Annotated in this window: 13 protein-coding genes and 2 pseudogenes; 11 read left to right on the plus strand and 4 right to left on the minus strand. The window is 53.1% G+C overall.

Going from position 1 to position 12,927, the window contains the following annotated elements:
- The first annotated feature begins 89 nt into the window (after window positions 1-89).
- From U5919_RS05205 to U5919_RS05220, 4 genes are all read left to right on the plus strand, one after another.
- Complete coding sequence (locus U5919_RS05205; RefSeq protein ID WP_336023865.1) at window positions 90-593, plus strand: tripartite tricarboxylate transporter TctB family protein; 504 nt, start codon at window positions 90-92, stop codon at window positions 591-593.
- Window positions 586-2,070, plus strand: coding sequence for a tripartite tricarboxylate transporter permease (locus U5919_RS05210; RefSeq protein ID WP_336022642.1), 1,485 nt, complete (start codon window positions 586-588; stop codon window positions 2,068-2,070). The genes U5919_RS05205 and U5919_RS05210 overlap by 8 nt, the downstream gene beginning before the upstream one ends.
- A gap of 217 nt (window positions 2,071-2,287) precedes the next feature.
- Window positions 2,288-3,364, plus strand: coding sequence for a mandelate racemase/muconate lactonizing enzyme family protein (locus U5919_RS05215; RefSeq protein ID WP_336023867.1), 1,077 nt, complete (start codon window positions 2,288-2,290; stop codon window positions 3,362-3,364).
- Window positions 3,365-4,594: 1,230 nt separating this feature from the next.
- Window positions 4,595-4,975 (plus strand): DUF8030 family protein, encoded by a 381-nt coding sequence (locus tag U5919_RS05220; protein WP_336022643.1) that lies wholly within the window; start codon window positions 4,595-4,597, stop codon window positions 4,973-4,975.
- A 151-nt stretch (window positions 4,976-5,126) separates the two neighbouring features.
- On the opposite strand, the gene U5919_RS05225 is transcribed toward U5919_RS05220, so the two are convergent.
- Complete coding sequence (locus tag U5919_RS05225) at window positions 5,127-6,395, minus strand: AAA family ATPase (protein ID WP_336022644.1); 1,269 nt, start codon at window positions 6,393-6,395, stop codon at window positions 5,127-5,129.
- 99 nt (window positions 6,396-6,494) lie between these two features.
- Between U5919_RS05225 and U5919_RS05230 the strand changes: the two genes are divergently transcribed.
- The 4 genes from U5919_RS05230 (at window position 6,495) to U5919_RS05245 (ending at window position 8,431) form a co-directional block, all read left to right on the plus strand.
- Window positions 6,495-6,812 carry a hypothetical protein gene (locus tag U5919_RS05230; RefSeq protein WP_336022646.1) on the plus strand — a complete coding sequence of 106 codons (318 nt, stop codon included), beginning with the start codon at window positions 6,495-6,497 and terminating at the stop codon, window positions 6,810-6,812.
- Between the two features lie 314 nt (window positions 6,813-7,126).
- Window positions 7,127-7,252 (plus strand): hypothetical protein, encoded by a 126-nt coding sequence (locus U5919_RS05235; protein WP_336022648.1) that lies wholly within the window; start codon window positions 7,127-7,129, stop codon window positions 7,250-7,252.
- The gene (locus U5919_RS05240; protein ID WP_336022649.1) at window positions 7,239-7,961 is read left to right on the plus strand and encodes a DUF429 domain-containing protein; all 723 of its coding nucleotides are present in this window, start codon (window positions 7,239-7,241) and stop codon (window positions 7,959-7,961) included. Before U5919_RS05235 ends, U5919_RS05240 begins: the two co-directional genes overlap by 14 nt.
- Window positions 7,958-8,431 carry a hypothetical protein gene (locus tag U5919_RS05245; protein ID WP_336022650.1) on the plus strand — a complete coding sequence of 158 codons (474 nt, stop codon included), beginning with the start codon at window positions 7,958-7,960 and terminating at the stop codon, window positions 8,429-8,431. The genes U5919_RS05240 and U5919_RS05245 overlap by 4 nt, the downstream gene beginning before the upstream one ends.
- A gap of 128 nt (window positions 8,432-8,559) precedes the next feature.
- On the opposite strand, the gene U5919_RS05250 is transcribed toward U5919_RS05245, so the two are convergent.
- On the minus strand, window positions 8,560-9,009 hold the full coding sequence (locus U5919_RS05250; protein ID WP_336022652.1) for a universal stress protein: 450 nt from the start codon (window positions 9,007-9,009) through the stop codon (window positions 8,560-8,562).
- Between the two features lie 238 nt (window positions 9,010-9,247).
- Here U5919_RS05250 and U5919_RS15980 point away from each other — a divergent pair.
- Window positions 9,248-9,334 (plus strand): annotated as a pseudogene (locus tag U5919_RS15980) (TraC-like domain-containing protein); the annotation flags it as partial.
- Here U5919_RS15980 and U5919_RS05255 read toward each other — a convergent pair.
- Window positions 9,333-9,428 (minus strand): annotated as a pseudogene (locus tag U5919_RS05255) (IS5/IS1182 family transposase); the annotation flags it as partial. The pseudogenes U5919_RS15980 and U5919_RS05255 sit on opposite strands and share 2 nt — an antisense overlap.
- Window positions 9,429-9,527: 99 nt before the next feature.
- Between U5919_RS05255 and U5919_RS05260 the strand changes: the two are divergent.
- A complete protein-coding gene (locus U5919_RS05260; protein ID WP_336022653.1) occupies window positions 9,528-10,046 on the plus strand; it encodes a VOC family protein in 519 nt (172 codons plus the stop codon).
- Between the two features lie 285 nt (window positions 10,047-10,331).
- Entirely contained in the window at window positions 10,332-11,393 is a 1,062-nt protein-coding gene (locus U5919_RS05265; protein ID WP_336022654.1) for a zinc-dependent alcohol dehydrogenase, read from the plus strand.
- Window positions 11,394-11,900: 507 nt separating this feature from the next.
- Here U5919_RS05265 and U5919_RS05270 read toward each other — a convergent pair.
- Window positions 11,901-12,890: an ABC transporter permease gene (locus U5919_RS05270; protein ID WP_336022656.1), complete on the minus strand. Its 990-nt coding sequence runs from the start codon at window positions 12,888-12,890 to the stop codon at window positions 11,901-11,903.
- Window positions 12,891-12,927 lie beyond the last annotated feature (37 nt).

A 12,927-nucleotide genomic window follows, 5' to 3' on the forward strand; every position in this document is an offset into this window, starting at 1 on the left:
TGGTTTTGACAATGCATTGGAATCGCATACGGAGTTTGGTAGATCGGGTAACGACGTCCATAACATCCGATCAGCTGCTGGTGGTCTCGATGGGAGTGTTTGCGTTGTACACTTTCATCGACTCGTACAATCACGGATGGGAGGCCGCCATTTTCCCCCGGTTCGCATCCGCCGTCGTATTGGTCGGCTGTATATTGATCCTGTTGAAAGCCTATCTACCGTATCCGCTGAACCTTCTCTTTAGTGAGGGGGGTGATTTTCTGAGTACCGACGAAATGGAATCTACGGAGTCAGAGGATTCAGCGATGGACAAGCCCGAGGAAACGGGACCGGAAAACCCAGTGTACGTTATGATGGGATTAGTGACCGCATTTGCCGTCCTCGGCTACCTGTTCGGGCTGCTCTGGGTCGCGCCGTTGTTCGTACTCGTCTTCGGACGGTACTTCGATCTGCCAACAGCGATAACCGTGGTATTGATCGCTCTCTCGATGGTTGTCGTCCTCGGCTTCCAGTGGATATTCAACATCCAGATGGGAGAGGGGCTCCTTTTCGAGCCGGAGTTCCTGATGGTAAGTGGGGGAATCAATGGCTGACGTCGGCGTCCTCTTTGAGGCGATAGAACTGGTGTTTTCGTGGCCAGCGATCGGATGGTTGGTTGTCGGAATCCTCTTTGGGACCATTCTCGGCGTCATTCCCGGTCTCGGTCCCGGTCTAGGTATGGCCATCGTCCTTCCCTTTACGCTACTTCTCGACGGCTTTGCAGCCGTCGTATTGTTGATGGCGATTTACTTAGGAACGACTTACGGCGGGTGCGTCACCGCGATTTTGATCAACACGCCGGGAACCGCACAGGCTGCGGCAACGTGTCTGGACGGCTATCCGATGTCGCGCCAAGGAAAGGCGAAAGAAGCACTAGTCATCTCGGCTGCGTCGTCGTCTATCGGAGGCATAATCGCCGGACTCGGTATTCTTGCGCTCACACCCGTGCTCGTCACGATCGTACTGCTATTCGGATCACCTGAATACTTCTTGGTGGCGCTACTGGGAATCTCTCTGATCGCGATCGTTTCACGCGGAGAGATGGTGAAGGGGTTAACAGCTGGCGCGTTCGGATTGCTTCTTTCGACAATCGGGTATCCTGTTGCGAGCGGACAACCGAGATTCACATTCGGCTCGTTTATGCTATACGATGGTATCTCGTTTATTGCAGTCCTAATTGGGTTATTCGCTATTGGTGAGATGATCAAACTTTCCGCGGAAACCGGAGGAATTGCTGAGTCTGACTTCGAGATAGAGGGACCAATTCTTCCTGGACTTCGAACCGTTCTCAATAATCCAATCACACAGCTCAAATCAGGGGTTATCGGCGGCTTAGTCGGGGCGGTACCTGGAGCTGGAGCGTCTATCTCGAACTTCGTCTCCTACGCTGAAGCGGTTCGGAGTGACAGTGGAGACGTTCCCTATGGCGACGGAAACCCAAAGGGCGTTATGGCCTCGGAAGGAGCAAACAACGCTACCGTTTTTGGTGCCCTCGTTCCAACTCTGTCATTCGGTATCCCAGGTAGCGGATCGACCGCAATTTTGCTCGGTGGCTTACTGATGCACGGGATTCGACCAGGACCCCAACTGTTCGAGACAGAACTGCAATTCACTCAGGGATTGGTGATTGCCCTTATGGTCGGCTGCGTCGTCATCGGCTTCATCGGCGTCTTCCTCGTCTCCAAACTGGCCGCCTTCACAAAAATCGACACGAATTACATCATTCCCATCATCGTCGTTCTCGCTCTCGTCGGTTCATTAACGTTCAGGAACAATTTCATTGACATTTTCACTGTCGTGTTATTCGGCATCATCGGCTTCATTATGGTGAAAAACAACTTTTCCATAGTCGCACTGGTGTTAGGTGTCGTTCTCGGGCCCATCGCTGAAGAAAATCTCATTCGTTCGCTGCAGTTATCGCAAGGGTCGCTGGATATATTCGTTTCAGAGCCGCTTTCCATTTTTCTCGTGCTCCTCATCGTAGTTGCGATACTATCACCGTTTATTGATCAATTGATGAACAAAGTCTGACAGGGTAAGTTCATTTGAGGTATTCAACACCTCTCAACTAGATACGCCTACGACAGGTCATCAGATCAGGTAAGTTATAATACCGGAACTACTGGAATCCTAATCCTCAGTTTAGAGATGAACAGCTTCCTATACACTTCTTCGAGCCACGATTTATGATTGATCATATACAATAATAGTTTTTAGGAATCAAGTTCGATTAATCAGCGTGAGCTCTATGGAGATAACAAGCATCGATGCGACTACCGTCACCGTCCCTGTTGAGTTACCGCCTGATTTAAACACCGTTGAATTTACCATCGTCCTCGTCTCGGTGGAGACAAATACGGGAGTTGTTGGCTACGGTGAAACAGGTATGGTCACACCAGAAGCCACCGTTTCATACATTGAACAGCAAATAGCGCCACGCCTCATCGGGCGAGATCCAATACGGACTGGCCACATATGGACTGACCTGCAAAAGGAACTAAACCCCCGAACCCAAACTGGCGTCTGGAGCACAGCGGTCAGCGCTGTTGATATCGCTCTTTGGGATATCAAGGGGAAACACTACGGTGACCCAATATGGCGGCTTCTCGGCGGTGCAAGTGAAACTTTACCAGTATACGTGACCGTTGGCGGTCACTTTGAGGAGACGGAGACATTGATCGAAGCCGTCGAGAAGTACGTCTCAGACGGCTTTAACCGAATCAAAATTCGGGTTGGAGAGGGTACACCGCCTGATCCACTTGAGGATGCAAAACGGATTACCGCTGTGAGAGAGGCAATCGGTCCAGAAGTCGAATTGATGATCGATGCAAATTACCAGTATTCGTTTTCGAAGGCTCTCGAACTCTGTAATCTGATAGAAGACGTCAATCTCACTTGGTTCGAGGAACCAGTATATGCGAATGATGCATCATTATTATCCGATCTCCGGACGCGAACAACGGTTCCAATTGCCGCCGGGCAGAACGAGGGAAGTCGACATCGGCACAATAGTTTGATTGAATCCAGGTCGGTCGATATTAGCCAACCGAACGTCTGTTTTGTGGGTGGTTTTACCGAAGGTGTGAAAGTCGCTGCGACGGCGGAATCATCGAATATTCTCCTCGCTCACGGAGGTGGCTGGCCGTTCCAAAATATGCATCTCTATGCAGGAATCCCGAATGGGTGGCGTCTCGAACTACACGATATTGTCTGGAATTGTGCTGAGAAAGTTTATCAGTCCATTCCCGAGATTGCCGACGGGTCAATTACCCTTCCCGAGGCACCCGGAATCGGACTCGAACCAGATGAAGAAGCGATAAAGTAATTTAATTGAATACTACTCTTAGAGAACTAGAGGATGAGCACTCTCGCAGAGGCGGAGATCAAAGGTTGCTATGAAGGTAACCAAGGAATGACTTGATCGTGTATGGGCTGTATAAGCAAGATCAATCTTCTTCCTTAACTCTCTGCCAACACAGAACAGGTTGATTAGATCTATCGTCATTCCCTATCTGTTAGTCCCATCACCGGACCTCCAACTTCTTCATCGATAGTTCATCCTCACCTTCTTTACCTCCCCAACCGACAGAATTCTCCTCCGTGATATGGAGTTGCTTGGCTGCCTCTTTTGGATCGTAAGTCGACAGAGGACCTATTCAAAACATAATTAATGGTCGAAATATAAAATTAAAATTATAGATGTATATAATGTATTTACTATAAAATATAAAAATATATCTCCGGTTATAGTGCTTAATTACGTTATTTACGGCTTCTTACGTAGCTATTATTGTTATCAGAAATAATATATAACACGTATATTTTAATATTCTAGTATGTTGGCGAATATATCCAACACCATCTCTTGGCCTCCGAATAGCTCCGATAAAACCGCTTCTTCAGATACAATTCTGGATGAACCAGCCGGTCACTCAATTACCTGTATGAGCGATTACCCACAGAAAGTTGTCTCAGACTTTATGGAAGATTCGCGCTGTCTAATCAGCACGCTGGCTGCAACCTGTTGCTGATAGAGGGTTACAACAAATCCGCTATAGAGTAGAAACAGATCCTTCCGAATCCCGTCGAGCAATTTTCAGCGTCTAACATAACCGGAATCGAGGGAATCGGGAGTATTTCACTATTAGAAGTGCTGAGCTGGAAACCTCCAAGGACTCAGAACAGGTGAAGTAGCAACCCGAAAAAATCAGATATGCCCGATATCACGCTCGTTACCCCGCCGTCGAGCAAATTTTGAATCTCAGAGTCATCCCCGAACTCGTCGAGGTACTTTCTAGGCTCTCAAATCGGCCCGACGGGGTTCTTCCGCGATTTGAGGTCGCTATTTCGTCTTGCATATCGCGAATTTCGTCCAAAGAAAGAGGCGATATGCAATGTGCGAAGGCCGCTGGCTCTCTCAGGCCGAGGGGCCATTACAGAGGTAATGGACTCAAGAAAATATCAGATTTATCGCATAGAGAAAACGGGTGCATATCGGTGGTGTCTATCGCCCCCGCGAGGGGTGACGGGGCGCATCACGTGCCCCCGATAGACGATGGCTTCGGAACGACGCAGCGAAACACGAGCAGCGCATCAAGCGGCAAGTACCCCTGACGGTCAGGCGCCGTGGGCAGACCTCGAGGTGGTGGTCCCGACCGACCGGGATCACGCGTCGGTCGTCGCCCGCCAGGTCGGGCGGTCGACGCGGACGCAGTACGTCGCGGCCGACGACGTCGGCGAGCAGTTCCAAAAACGGCACTTCGACGACCGGCTGGGCTGGAACGAGACCAGCGTCCCTCGACGAACCGTTCGCGACGACCTCATCACCCAGCTCACGCGGTCGCCCTCGACGCCGGCGGAGCGGTCAGGTGAGAGAGCAGCCAGCGAGCCAGACACCTTCGTCGTGAAGCCAGTTCGAGATCTCCAGACCCCATAGCCCACAATCTTAACCAACACCCCGGGCCAACCCCGCGTTTTGTTGGTTAACAGTAGATCGATGCGTGATTTCTTAATTCAGAACGAGGACTGGAACATCCGTTACGGACGTCAGTATATACGATTCAATCAGCGAGGGCATTTGGTGAGGTCTAGGCGGTCATATTAGGACTAACCCCAACTACCCCACGATGTCGAATTGAGGTCCACATTGTCGGGTTATGTGCGGGTTCGCTCGCTAATAGAAAGTGGTCAGTTGCACCTTGCTCAACAGCCCACGATTTCGTTTGGTTGCCGTGAGCGATGGCGGGTGCATGCACAAATAGTGACTTTCCACCTTGGTGTCCAATAAGAGTGCTCCCATCTGTGAGGACGAACGTTAGACGTTTCATCAGAGGGTCCGTCAGGATCATCATACATCCCACCAGCCAGTTCAGCAACTCGTTCGACGACGGAACTGATACTCTCCCAGAGAGGAATTCTTGGAATAGGTCGTGGACTTTGAACACTCTATCTCCGGTGTCTTCTGAGCGACCTAATTCCTGAACGACTGCCTTGGTGCTCAGAGAGTCAAGAGTGCGCCGGGCCTGTGTGCGACTCACGTCATCCAATACTGCCGAGCAGATGTCTTCGTCCAACTCAGCAAGTCCCGCAGTCTTCCGAATGAACTCCTCTTCAGCCTCCGACATCGAGTCAAGGTACGCGCTCTCGATGAAGTCCCGTGTGTCCTCTTTGGGAATCTCGAATGTACCGTCGTCACCTGCAGCCTCCCTGAGTAGACCGAGATAATAGGGATGGCCGTCCAACTTCTCGTAGACGCCGTCTATCGTTTCGTTGTCGACGTCTGGGTGCTCCTCTTGGAAATAGTTCGCAGTTTCCTCGCGTGAGAACGTTTCCAGATGGACGGTGTAGTCAGCGTCATCAAATGAAAGGCGTCCTGCCGTGATGAGGTGGACATTCTCTCCGAGAGTGGAAGATAATTCACGGAGGAAGTCCCGCGTGACCTCCGGTTCGTCGAGCTTGTGTACGTCGTCGACGAAGAAAATGAGCCGTTTGTACTCGTTGACGGACTCCGAGAGACTGGCTAACTTTCGAAGATGGCGTGCGCGGTCGTCAGTGGATACCCCAGCACTCGCAGGACTGATTCCTACACTCATTCCAGTCGCTTTGTTAATCAGAGCACTGAGAGTTCCGACCGCGTCACGGGCTTCGATGAGGAGATCTTGCGAGAGTGTTGTAGGAGTGTTGCCTTCACGAACGTAGAGTACTCGGGTTCGGTACCACTCCAAAAGTTCTTCTTCCAATTCCTCCAAGAACGTACTCTTCCCGACGCCCGGTTGCCCCGAGATGTGAACAGACTGGACACCGTCATCCACAGCTTGAAGAACCGCGTAGAACTCGTCTTCGCGTATCCAAGGCATTTCTTAGAATTCTGTATTACTCTGATACGAAAGAACCTTCGGACACACCGACTCTTCTGCTCGTTAGGTTAATGGGTGTAAAGGAAACATTCTGATCTAATGAATCGAGAGGAGTTCGTCGGAGATGTGGTCCGGCACACAAAGGGTGGCGTCGTCCACTGTCAAGGACACCCACAGATGGGGAAGGTCGATTACGGTCCCCACAACTGCCAAGAGAGTATGGAGGCCGGAGATGGTGTCATCATCTACTACGTGAAAGACCACGAACGGGGTGATGAAGAGTTGTACCAGCGGTTCCGATTCTGTGCGAATTGCGATGATGCCCGCCGACTCCCAGAGGAAGGTCGGCAGGTCGGCAAGGAACAGGCAGTAGTCGAGGGGCTTCTGGAGCACTTTGAGGGAACTGTTGAGGGGTAATTCTACGATGACGCGGTTCGTCTCATCGACGCTGAAATACGGACATACAGCCCCGAAACCGAGGGATAAGTCGAGGACTGTCTCTGCGGTCTTGCGAAGTCACTCAGTTACTTTGAGGTAGGGCAGTCCCACAAAACGAAAGCGCATCTCAAGGGATTCAATCCCGTCCCTCAGGCCGGCGAACTCACGGTATAGTTCTGATCACTCCGAACCAGAAAACTAGTGAGCCAAGATTAGCAGGTAGTGTCGCATCAATGGGACTTCCGTATCTTCGCCGAAACGCTCATTCCGTGCCCATCCATTTGTGAGAAAGAATGTCAAGGGCCGAAGAACGAACTGATACCGCGAAGGTGGGGGCGACGCTACAGGAGCTCCACGCCCTCCGTGACATCATCGGGCCGCACATCCGCGCACTCAGCGAAGAACATGCCAAGAGCTGAGAGCGCGGTCGGTGTCGATGCCTGCCCATACGGGTGGTTCGCGACTGTCCTTACCGGGGGCAGCATCGAAACGGAGCTATACGAGGACTTTTCCGAAGTTCAATCAGACTACCAAGAGGCTCGAGTATTCGTGGATATCCCAGTCGGGCTCCCGACGGGGAGTAGGCGCCGCTGCGACATCGAGGCGCGTGACCTACTCGGTTGCCGTGGTAACTCCGTGTTCTTTCCGCCGTGCGAGTCTGCAGCCGCCGTTGAGGATTACGACGAGGCGAACGCAATACATCAAGAGGATATGGTACACGGTCTCTCCCAGCAAGCCCACGCGATCAGCGACAAAATCAACGAGGTACGAGAGGTCGTGGGCGAGACCTACGACGGGCCAATCTACGAGAGTCATCCGGAGCTCTGTTTCTACGCGCTCAACGGACAGCCGCTCGCTTACTCGAAGTCTTCGAAGAGAGGCCTCGGGTTCCGTCGGCACCTCCTCAAACAGAAGCACTCTGGCATGGATGACGAGTACGAGCAGGTACTTGACGACACTCTCCGGAAGGACGTCCGGCGAGATGACATTCTCGATTCGATGGCTCTCGCACTCGCCGCGCAGAGTGAGGAGTTACAGAGTGTCCCGGAAGATCCAAGACCGGAGGCCCCACGTATCTACTACCCGACCACATCCGCGATTGCAGATAGCTCGTGGAGTAAACCATGACGGTTCAGGAGGCAATCAAACGACTGGACGCTGAATTTCAAGAGACACCTCTGGGGTTCACAGTCGAGACCGCGCTTCAAGCCCGGCTCCTCGAACTCCTGCGGGCCAAGGTGGGAAAGACGATTCAGGTACGCGGTGGCTACAACACGGCCGACGCGACCGGGTACAAGCGAAAGTATCTCGACCGGATCGCGAAGCCACAGTCCATCAGTAGTGTCCAACCGGAGGTGAACTTCGGCATGTCCGGCGACGGGAATCGGAACGCCGTCAAACGCCTCTCCAAAGAACTCAAAAGCCGAACCGACCAGTTCGCCACTTACTACCGCAATGTGAATCCAGCAACCGCCGAAATCTGGCTGTTCTCACGAGACTTCTGTCAAAACCAGCTCATCGGGACAATGTCTTGGACTAGCGTCACACTACCATTGATCCAGCGGCACGCTTACTTAACGATCAGAGGAGGAGTTTAGACACATTCACCCTTTCGCTTCGCTTCCACCTTTAGAACTACGCTATCCCCTCTCTACGGATTCAACAGAGTAGTACCAAGCTACTACGGCGCTCTCATTTTTCGATCATATTTGGACACTGTGATTTACTATTTGTCACTTAATTGTGTGACAACGGGACATTCAGCATTCAACAGAATTTGTTGAGCAGTATTCCCAAATACTGCTTTTCCAGTGGGCGACCGACGACGCCCGCTAATAACTAGAAATCGTGGTTCTAGGGATGCAGTTTCGGCCAAGATTTCATCAGTAGGATTACCCACGCGTCCTCGGGCTTCTAATTTGTTCAAATCAACGTTATCGACAGATTCCTGAACGAATCTTTTGGCAAATTTTTTGCCGCTTTCTATCTCTTGTGTAATTGAATAGTTCTGAAACTCAGGAATACTTTGCAAGGAATTCCTATGAGAATCAAAGCCCTCTTCGGGTACAACGTGTAACGCCACTAGGGTATCATTATACGTTTCAGCGAGGTCGGATGCTATCTTTGCGACTGTTTTGGAACGTTCGTTTTCATCGATGGCAGCAAGTATCGACATATCTTGGCTATGTGGCTGTAGCTTCAAGAGTATTTATCAACAATCTCCAAGTCACAAATTGCGATCTTCTCTTGAAAAGCTTGTTGAAATTTCCCAAAATAGACATAGAGCAGTGCGTATATCATCATCGACTTTCGTATATTCTGTTGGAAACGAGATCTTTAGAAGATCGTATGATAGGGAGAGTTTCAACAAGGCGACTCTACTGAAGCGGATGTCAACCTTAGCGTGAAGGATGCGGCCGAAGGAGATGCGCGAGCGGGGCATCCAGCAGGTGCGGTACTACATCGGCGTCGAGGTTACGCCGCTGGAAGTCAGCTCCCGACGCGGTAGTGCGTGCGATTGGCGTAGTGGCGACTGGGCTGGTCGCGATCGAAGCCAGTAAAATCGATGGCGGCGTGGCCGGTGCGTTTCTCGGCGCGTCACCCGATCAACGAGGACTCACGCGGTATTCGGAGGGACGCACGGCACTCTTCTTGGGAAAGATATATATAACATTTCGGCCCAAACTTAGCGTTATGGTCGGAGTAGACTACTCTCATGTGACGATCGTGGTCGACGATCTCGACGAAACCGCCGAGTTCTATCAGGAGGTATTTGACCTCGAGGAGTTACCGACACCTAACTGGGACACCCCAGTCAGGTGGTTCCGGATCGGTAATGGGCAGCTTCACCTCCTCGACGATGACTCTGACCCGGCAGCGGTCAGTCACTACGGGCTGCACATTGACGAGTTCGAGCCGGTGTACGAAGGGGTTCTCGACCACGACACTGCGACCGTCGAACCGTTCACTGACCGAACCGGTCACGGGATTGTCGACGGACATCCACCGGTGTTCTACCTTCCCACCGGCACCGTGCAGTGGTACATCCGCGATCCCTCGGGGAACCTAATCGAGATCAACTATCCCAATGTCGACGATATCGACGAATCGGTAGTCCCCAACATCGTCGAACGGGAGGACGTGGAACCGGGAGACGGGCCCCATCCAGGAGATATCTACGGGGAGTTCGGTTTCCAACCCGCTGACGACTGAGGAAGTACGCAGGCACTCGATCATACCGAAACCTGAATTTCTGCGGACGCAACGGCCGATAACAGAGGTGCGAGCTTCTGCGATCGACAACTCACACCGACTGTTACCACGAGAGGCCGTGGCGAAACTGGTCTCCCATCTGCATCGGTGAGAAGAGCATGTGGTAGTAACCCGGCAAAAAAGTAGCCGGAGGGGGTCAGCGTAAGAAAAACAACTGCGGTCCCGAGAATCCCGAGCGAGTAACCCAAAAGAGTAAGGCAGGGTCTGCCGAACTGAGATTCGACGATGGTAACTAATAGCAAGATGACGGTGTTGGAGAAATCCAAACCGGGTGAAGGGATGAATCTCGCAGAGCGACCGATCCAATCGCCGGGAGAGGGAGAAGTTCGAATCGCAGTGAAGTCCGTCGGCATCGATGGCGGCGTCGAAGCGCCTTTTTATCGCTGGGAGGACTCGTACCACCGCTACGAGCCACACCTTCCGCAGGTGTTCGGACACGAGTTCGCGGGCGTCGTTGACGCTGTGGGGCCGCGTGTCGATGACTGGGAAGGCGGCGAGCGCGTCGCCGTCGAACCACGGATCTCCTGCGGGCGCTGTCGCAACTGCCGGGACGGATACAGCAACCTCTGCGAGAACGAAACGGGGTTCTCGCCGCACGGCCGGAAAGCCATCGGGATCGACACCGAGGAACCCGGTGCGCTCGCAGAGTACGTGAACGTCCCCGCACGGAATCTCTACACGCTCCCCGAAGGTGTCACGTTCGACGAAGGCGTCTTCTTGGAATTGCTCGCGATCGGCGTTCACGGTCTCGAGGTCTCGTCGTTCGAGGTCGGCGATCGCGTCGCAATCACAGGGCCCGGTTCCGCGGGACTAAGTGCACTGATCGCGGCCGAGCAAGCGGGTGCAAGCGAAATCGTGATGATCGGGGCTGACATCGACGAGGAAACGCGACTCCCGATCGCCGAACAGATGGGTGCGACGGAAACCCGAAACGTTTCCGAAGGGCCGCTCGAAGAACCAGTCGACGTGTTCCTCGAAGCGTCCGGCCACGAGTCCGCCCTTCATCTCGCGGAATCGAGCATTCGTCCGAACGGCGAACTCATCCAGATCGGAGCCTATCACGGAGCCGACCGCGTTTCAGTCGACTTCAGCAAATTTCTCACCGACGAGATATCGATCCAATCGGTCAACGCCCGTCGCGAATCTGACTGGCGGCGAACCCTCGCGATTGCTCCCTCCGTCGATCTCTCCCCCGTCGTCGGACCCGCGTTCGATATGGAAAACTACGAAGCCGGATTCGCCGCCGAGGCGAACCGCGAAGGGATCAAAATCATTCTCCGCCCCTGAGAAAACGTCTCTGACTTACTCGGGACCCGCTCAGCCTTTCGAGAACTCATCACCGCGAGAGGAGAGTGTCGTCTTCGCACAGCACGTTCGTTCCGGGCAGAAATATCAACTGTGGACGTCCGACGGAGCCGACGGAAAGCAGTGAGCAGTCGTCCTTCGACTATACCCGAAGGCCCCTAATGTAGCGGTTGCAACTGAGAATTCATCCGACCGAATGCCGCCGTCCGGCCGAGTGGGTGAAGACATACAAGCGCTACAACACGATGCATTGTCGCTCCTGTTCGCGGACAGCAGCCCGCGTCCAATCGTGAAAATCTCGGCTCGAACCGATTGGGAACCGAGACGCGGCGCGTGCGCGCTCTTACGGGAGACGAGGATACCGGACAAGTCGTCCGCTGGAAACGAAAAACGGCTGTTTATGACGATCTGCAACGCCTTCGAGGTCTGCTCTCGGATACGAAGGGGACGTTTTGTCGTCCCCACATCTGACAAACGTGGAGGTCGAAACTACGCCTCCTCCTCCAAGGAGATTCGTGGGTCGATATACATATACAGGATATCCACGATGAAATTCGAGATAATCACCAGCGCGGCAGTGATGAAGAACAGGAACATCAACACGGGGAAGTCCCTGGCGAAGACCGCTTGGACGATCGTGTATCCGATCCCGGGCCAATTGAACACCGTTTCGATGAGGACGAGTCCACTCATCGACTGCGCGATCGAGATCGGATAGAGCGTGATGACCGGCAGGATCGAATGCCTAATGAGCCGTCGCAGTTGATCGGTCGAAGGCAGCCCACTGACTTCGTGATAGAACATAAACTCTTGATTAGACACTTCGGTAAGGCTCGTTCTCATCGTCGTCGTCGGCAAGAAGAGATACCGGAGGACAACCGTCGCGGCTGGTAGCGTCCAGTGCCACAGGAAGTCCTTCGTGAGATACACCTCATACCACGCCATATCGGTCGTGAGCGTCTCGACGGATGCCAGTCCACCAGTCGGGAAGATCCCCAAGATCCCCGCGAATACAATGACCATCACCATCGCGAGGAAGAAACTGGGGAACGATCCGACGAAGAGGACGCTTACCAGACCCGTCCGTTCAATCTTCGACCCCTTGTCGAAGCCCATATAGGAGCCAAAGAGGGTGCCGAGGACGTACGCCAGCGTGATCGCCGGCACCCCGAGGAGGAGCGTGTTCAGAATGCGGTCTTTCGTATACTCCCAGACGGGTTCGCCGTTTTGCAGGGAGTTACCCATATCCAGCGTAAGGAAGTTCTTGAGGTACTGGTAGTACTGCACGTACAGCGGTTGATTGAGCCCCCACTTTCGCTCGAACGCGGCGATCGCCTCCTCGCTCGCCCCATCCGCCAGCAGCACCGAGGTGATAGACCCCGGCATCAATCGAAGTAGGAAGAAGAGGAACGTGAGCACTACAAATAGCAGAAATACAGTCTGTGCCGTCCGCTTCAGTAGGTAGGTGATGCTACTCATACGAACTCACCCCCGAACGGATCACGGAACTCACCGT

The sequence above is a fragment of the Halobellus sp. LT62 genome (genome assembly GCF_037031285.1).
Classification (GTDB): Archaea; Halobacteriota; Halobacteria; order Halobacteriales; family Haloferacaceae; genus Haloquadratum; species Haloquadratum salinisoli.

Bases quoted from the DNA above. Each gene is read 5' to 3' on its own strand.
- U5919_RS05205 (WP_336023865.1), top strand. From the start codon at position 90: ATGGGAGTGTTTGCGTTGTACACTTTCATCGACTCGTACAATCACGGA.
- U5919_RS05210 (WP_336022642.1), top strand. From the start codon at position 586: ATGGCTGACGTCGGCGTCCTCTTTGAGGCGATAGAACTGGTGTTTTCG.
- U5919_RS05215 (WP_336023867.1), top strand. From the start codon at position 2,288: ATGGAGATAACAAGCATCGATGCGACTACCGTCACCGTCCCTGTTGAG.
- U5919_RS05220 (WP_336022643.1), top strand. From the start codon at position 4,595: ATGGCTTCGGAACGACGCAGCGAAACACGAGCAGCGCATCAAGCGGCA.
- U5919_RS05225 (WP_336022644.1), bottom strand. From the start codon at position 6,395: ATGCCTTGGATACGCGAAGACGAGTTCTACGCGGTTCTTCAAGCTGTG.
- U5919_RS05230 (WP_336022646.1), top strand. From the start codon at position 6,495: ATGAATCGAGAGGAGTTCGTCGGAGATGTGGTCCGGCACACAAAGGGT.
- U5919_RS05235 (WP_336022648.1), top strand. From the start codon at position 7,127: ATGTCAAGGGCCGAAGAACGAACTGATACCGCGAAGGTGGGGGCGACG.
- U5919_RS05240 (WP_336022649.1), top strand. From the start codon at position 7,239: ATGCCAAGAGCTGAGAGCGCGGTCGGTGTCGATGCCTGCCCATACGGG.
- U5919_RS05245 (WP_336022650.1), top strand. From the start codon at position 7,958: ATGACGGTTCAGGAGGCAATCAAACGACTGGACGCTGAATTTCAAGAG.
- U5919_RS05250 (WP_336022652.1), bottom strand. From the start codon at position 9,009: ATGTCGATACTTGCTGCCATCGATGAAAACGAACGTTCCAAAACAGTC.
- U5919_RS05260 (WP_336022653.1), top strand. From the start codon at position 9,528: ATGGTCGGAGTAGACTACTCTCATGTGACGATCGTGGTCGACGATCTC.
- U5919_RS05265 (WP_336022654.1), top strand. From the start codon at position 10,332: ATGGTAACTAATAGCAAGATGACGGTGTTGGAGAAATCCAAACCGGGT.
- U5919_RS05270 (WP_336022656.1), bottom strand. From the start codon at position 12,890: ATGAGTAGCATCACCTACCTACTGAAGCGGACGGCACAGACTGTATTT.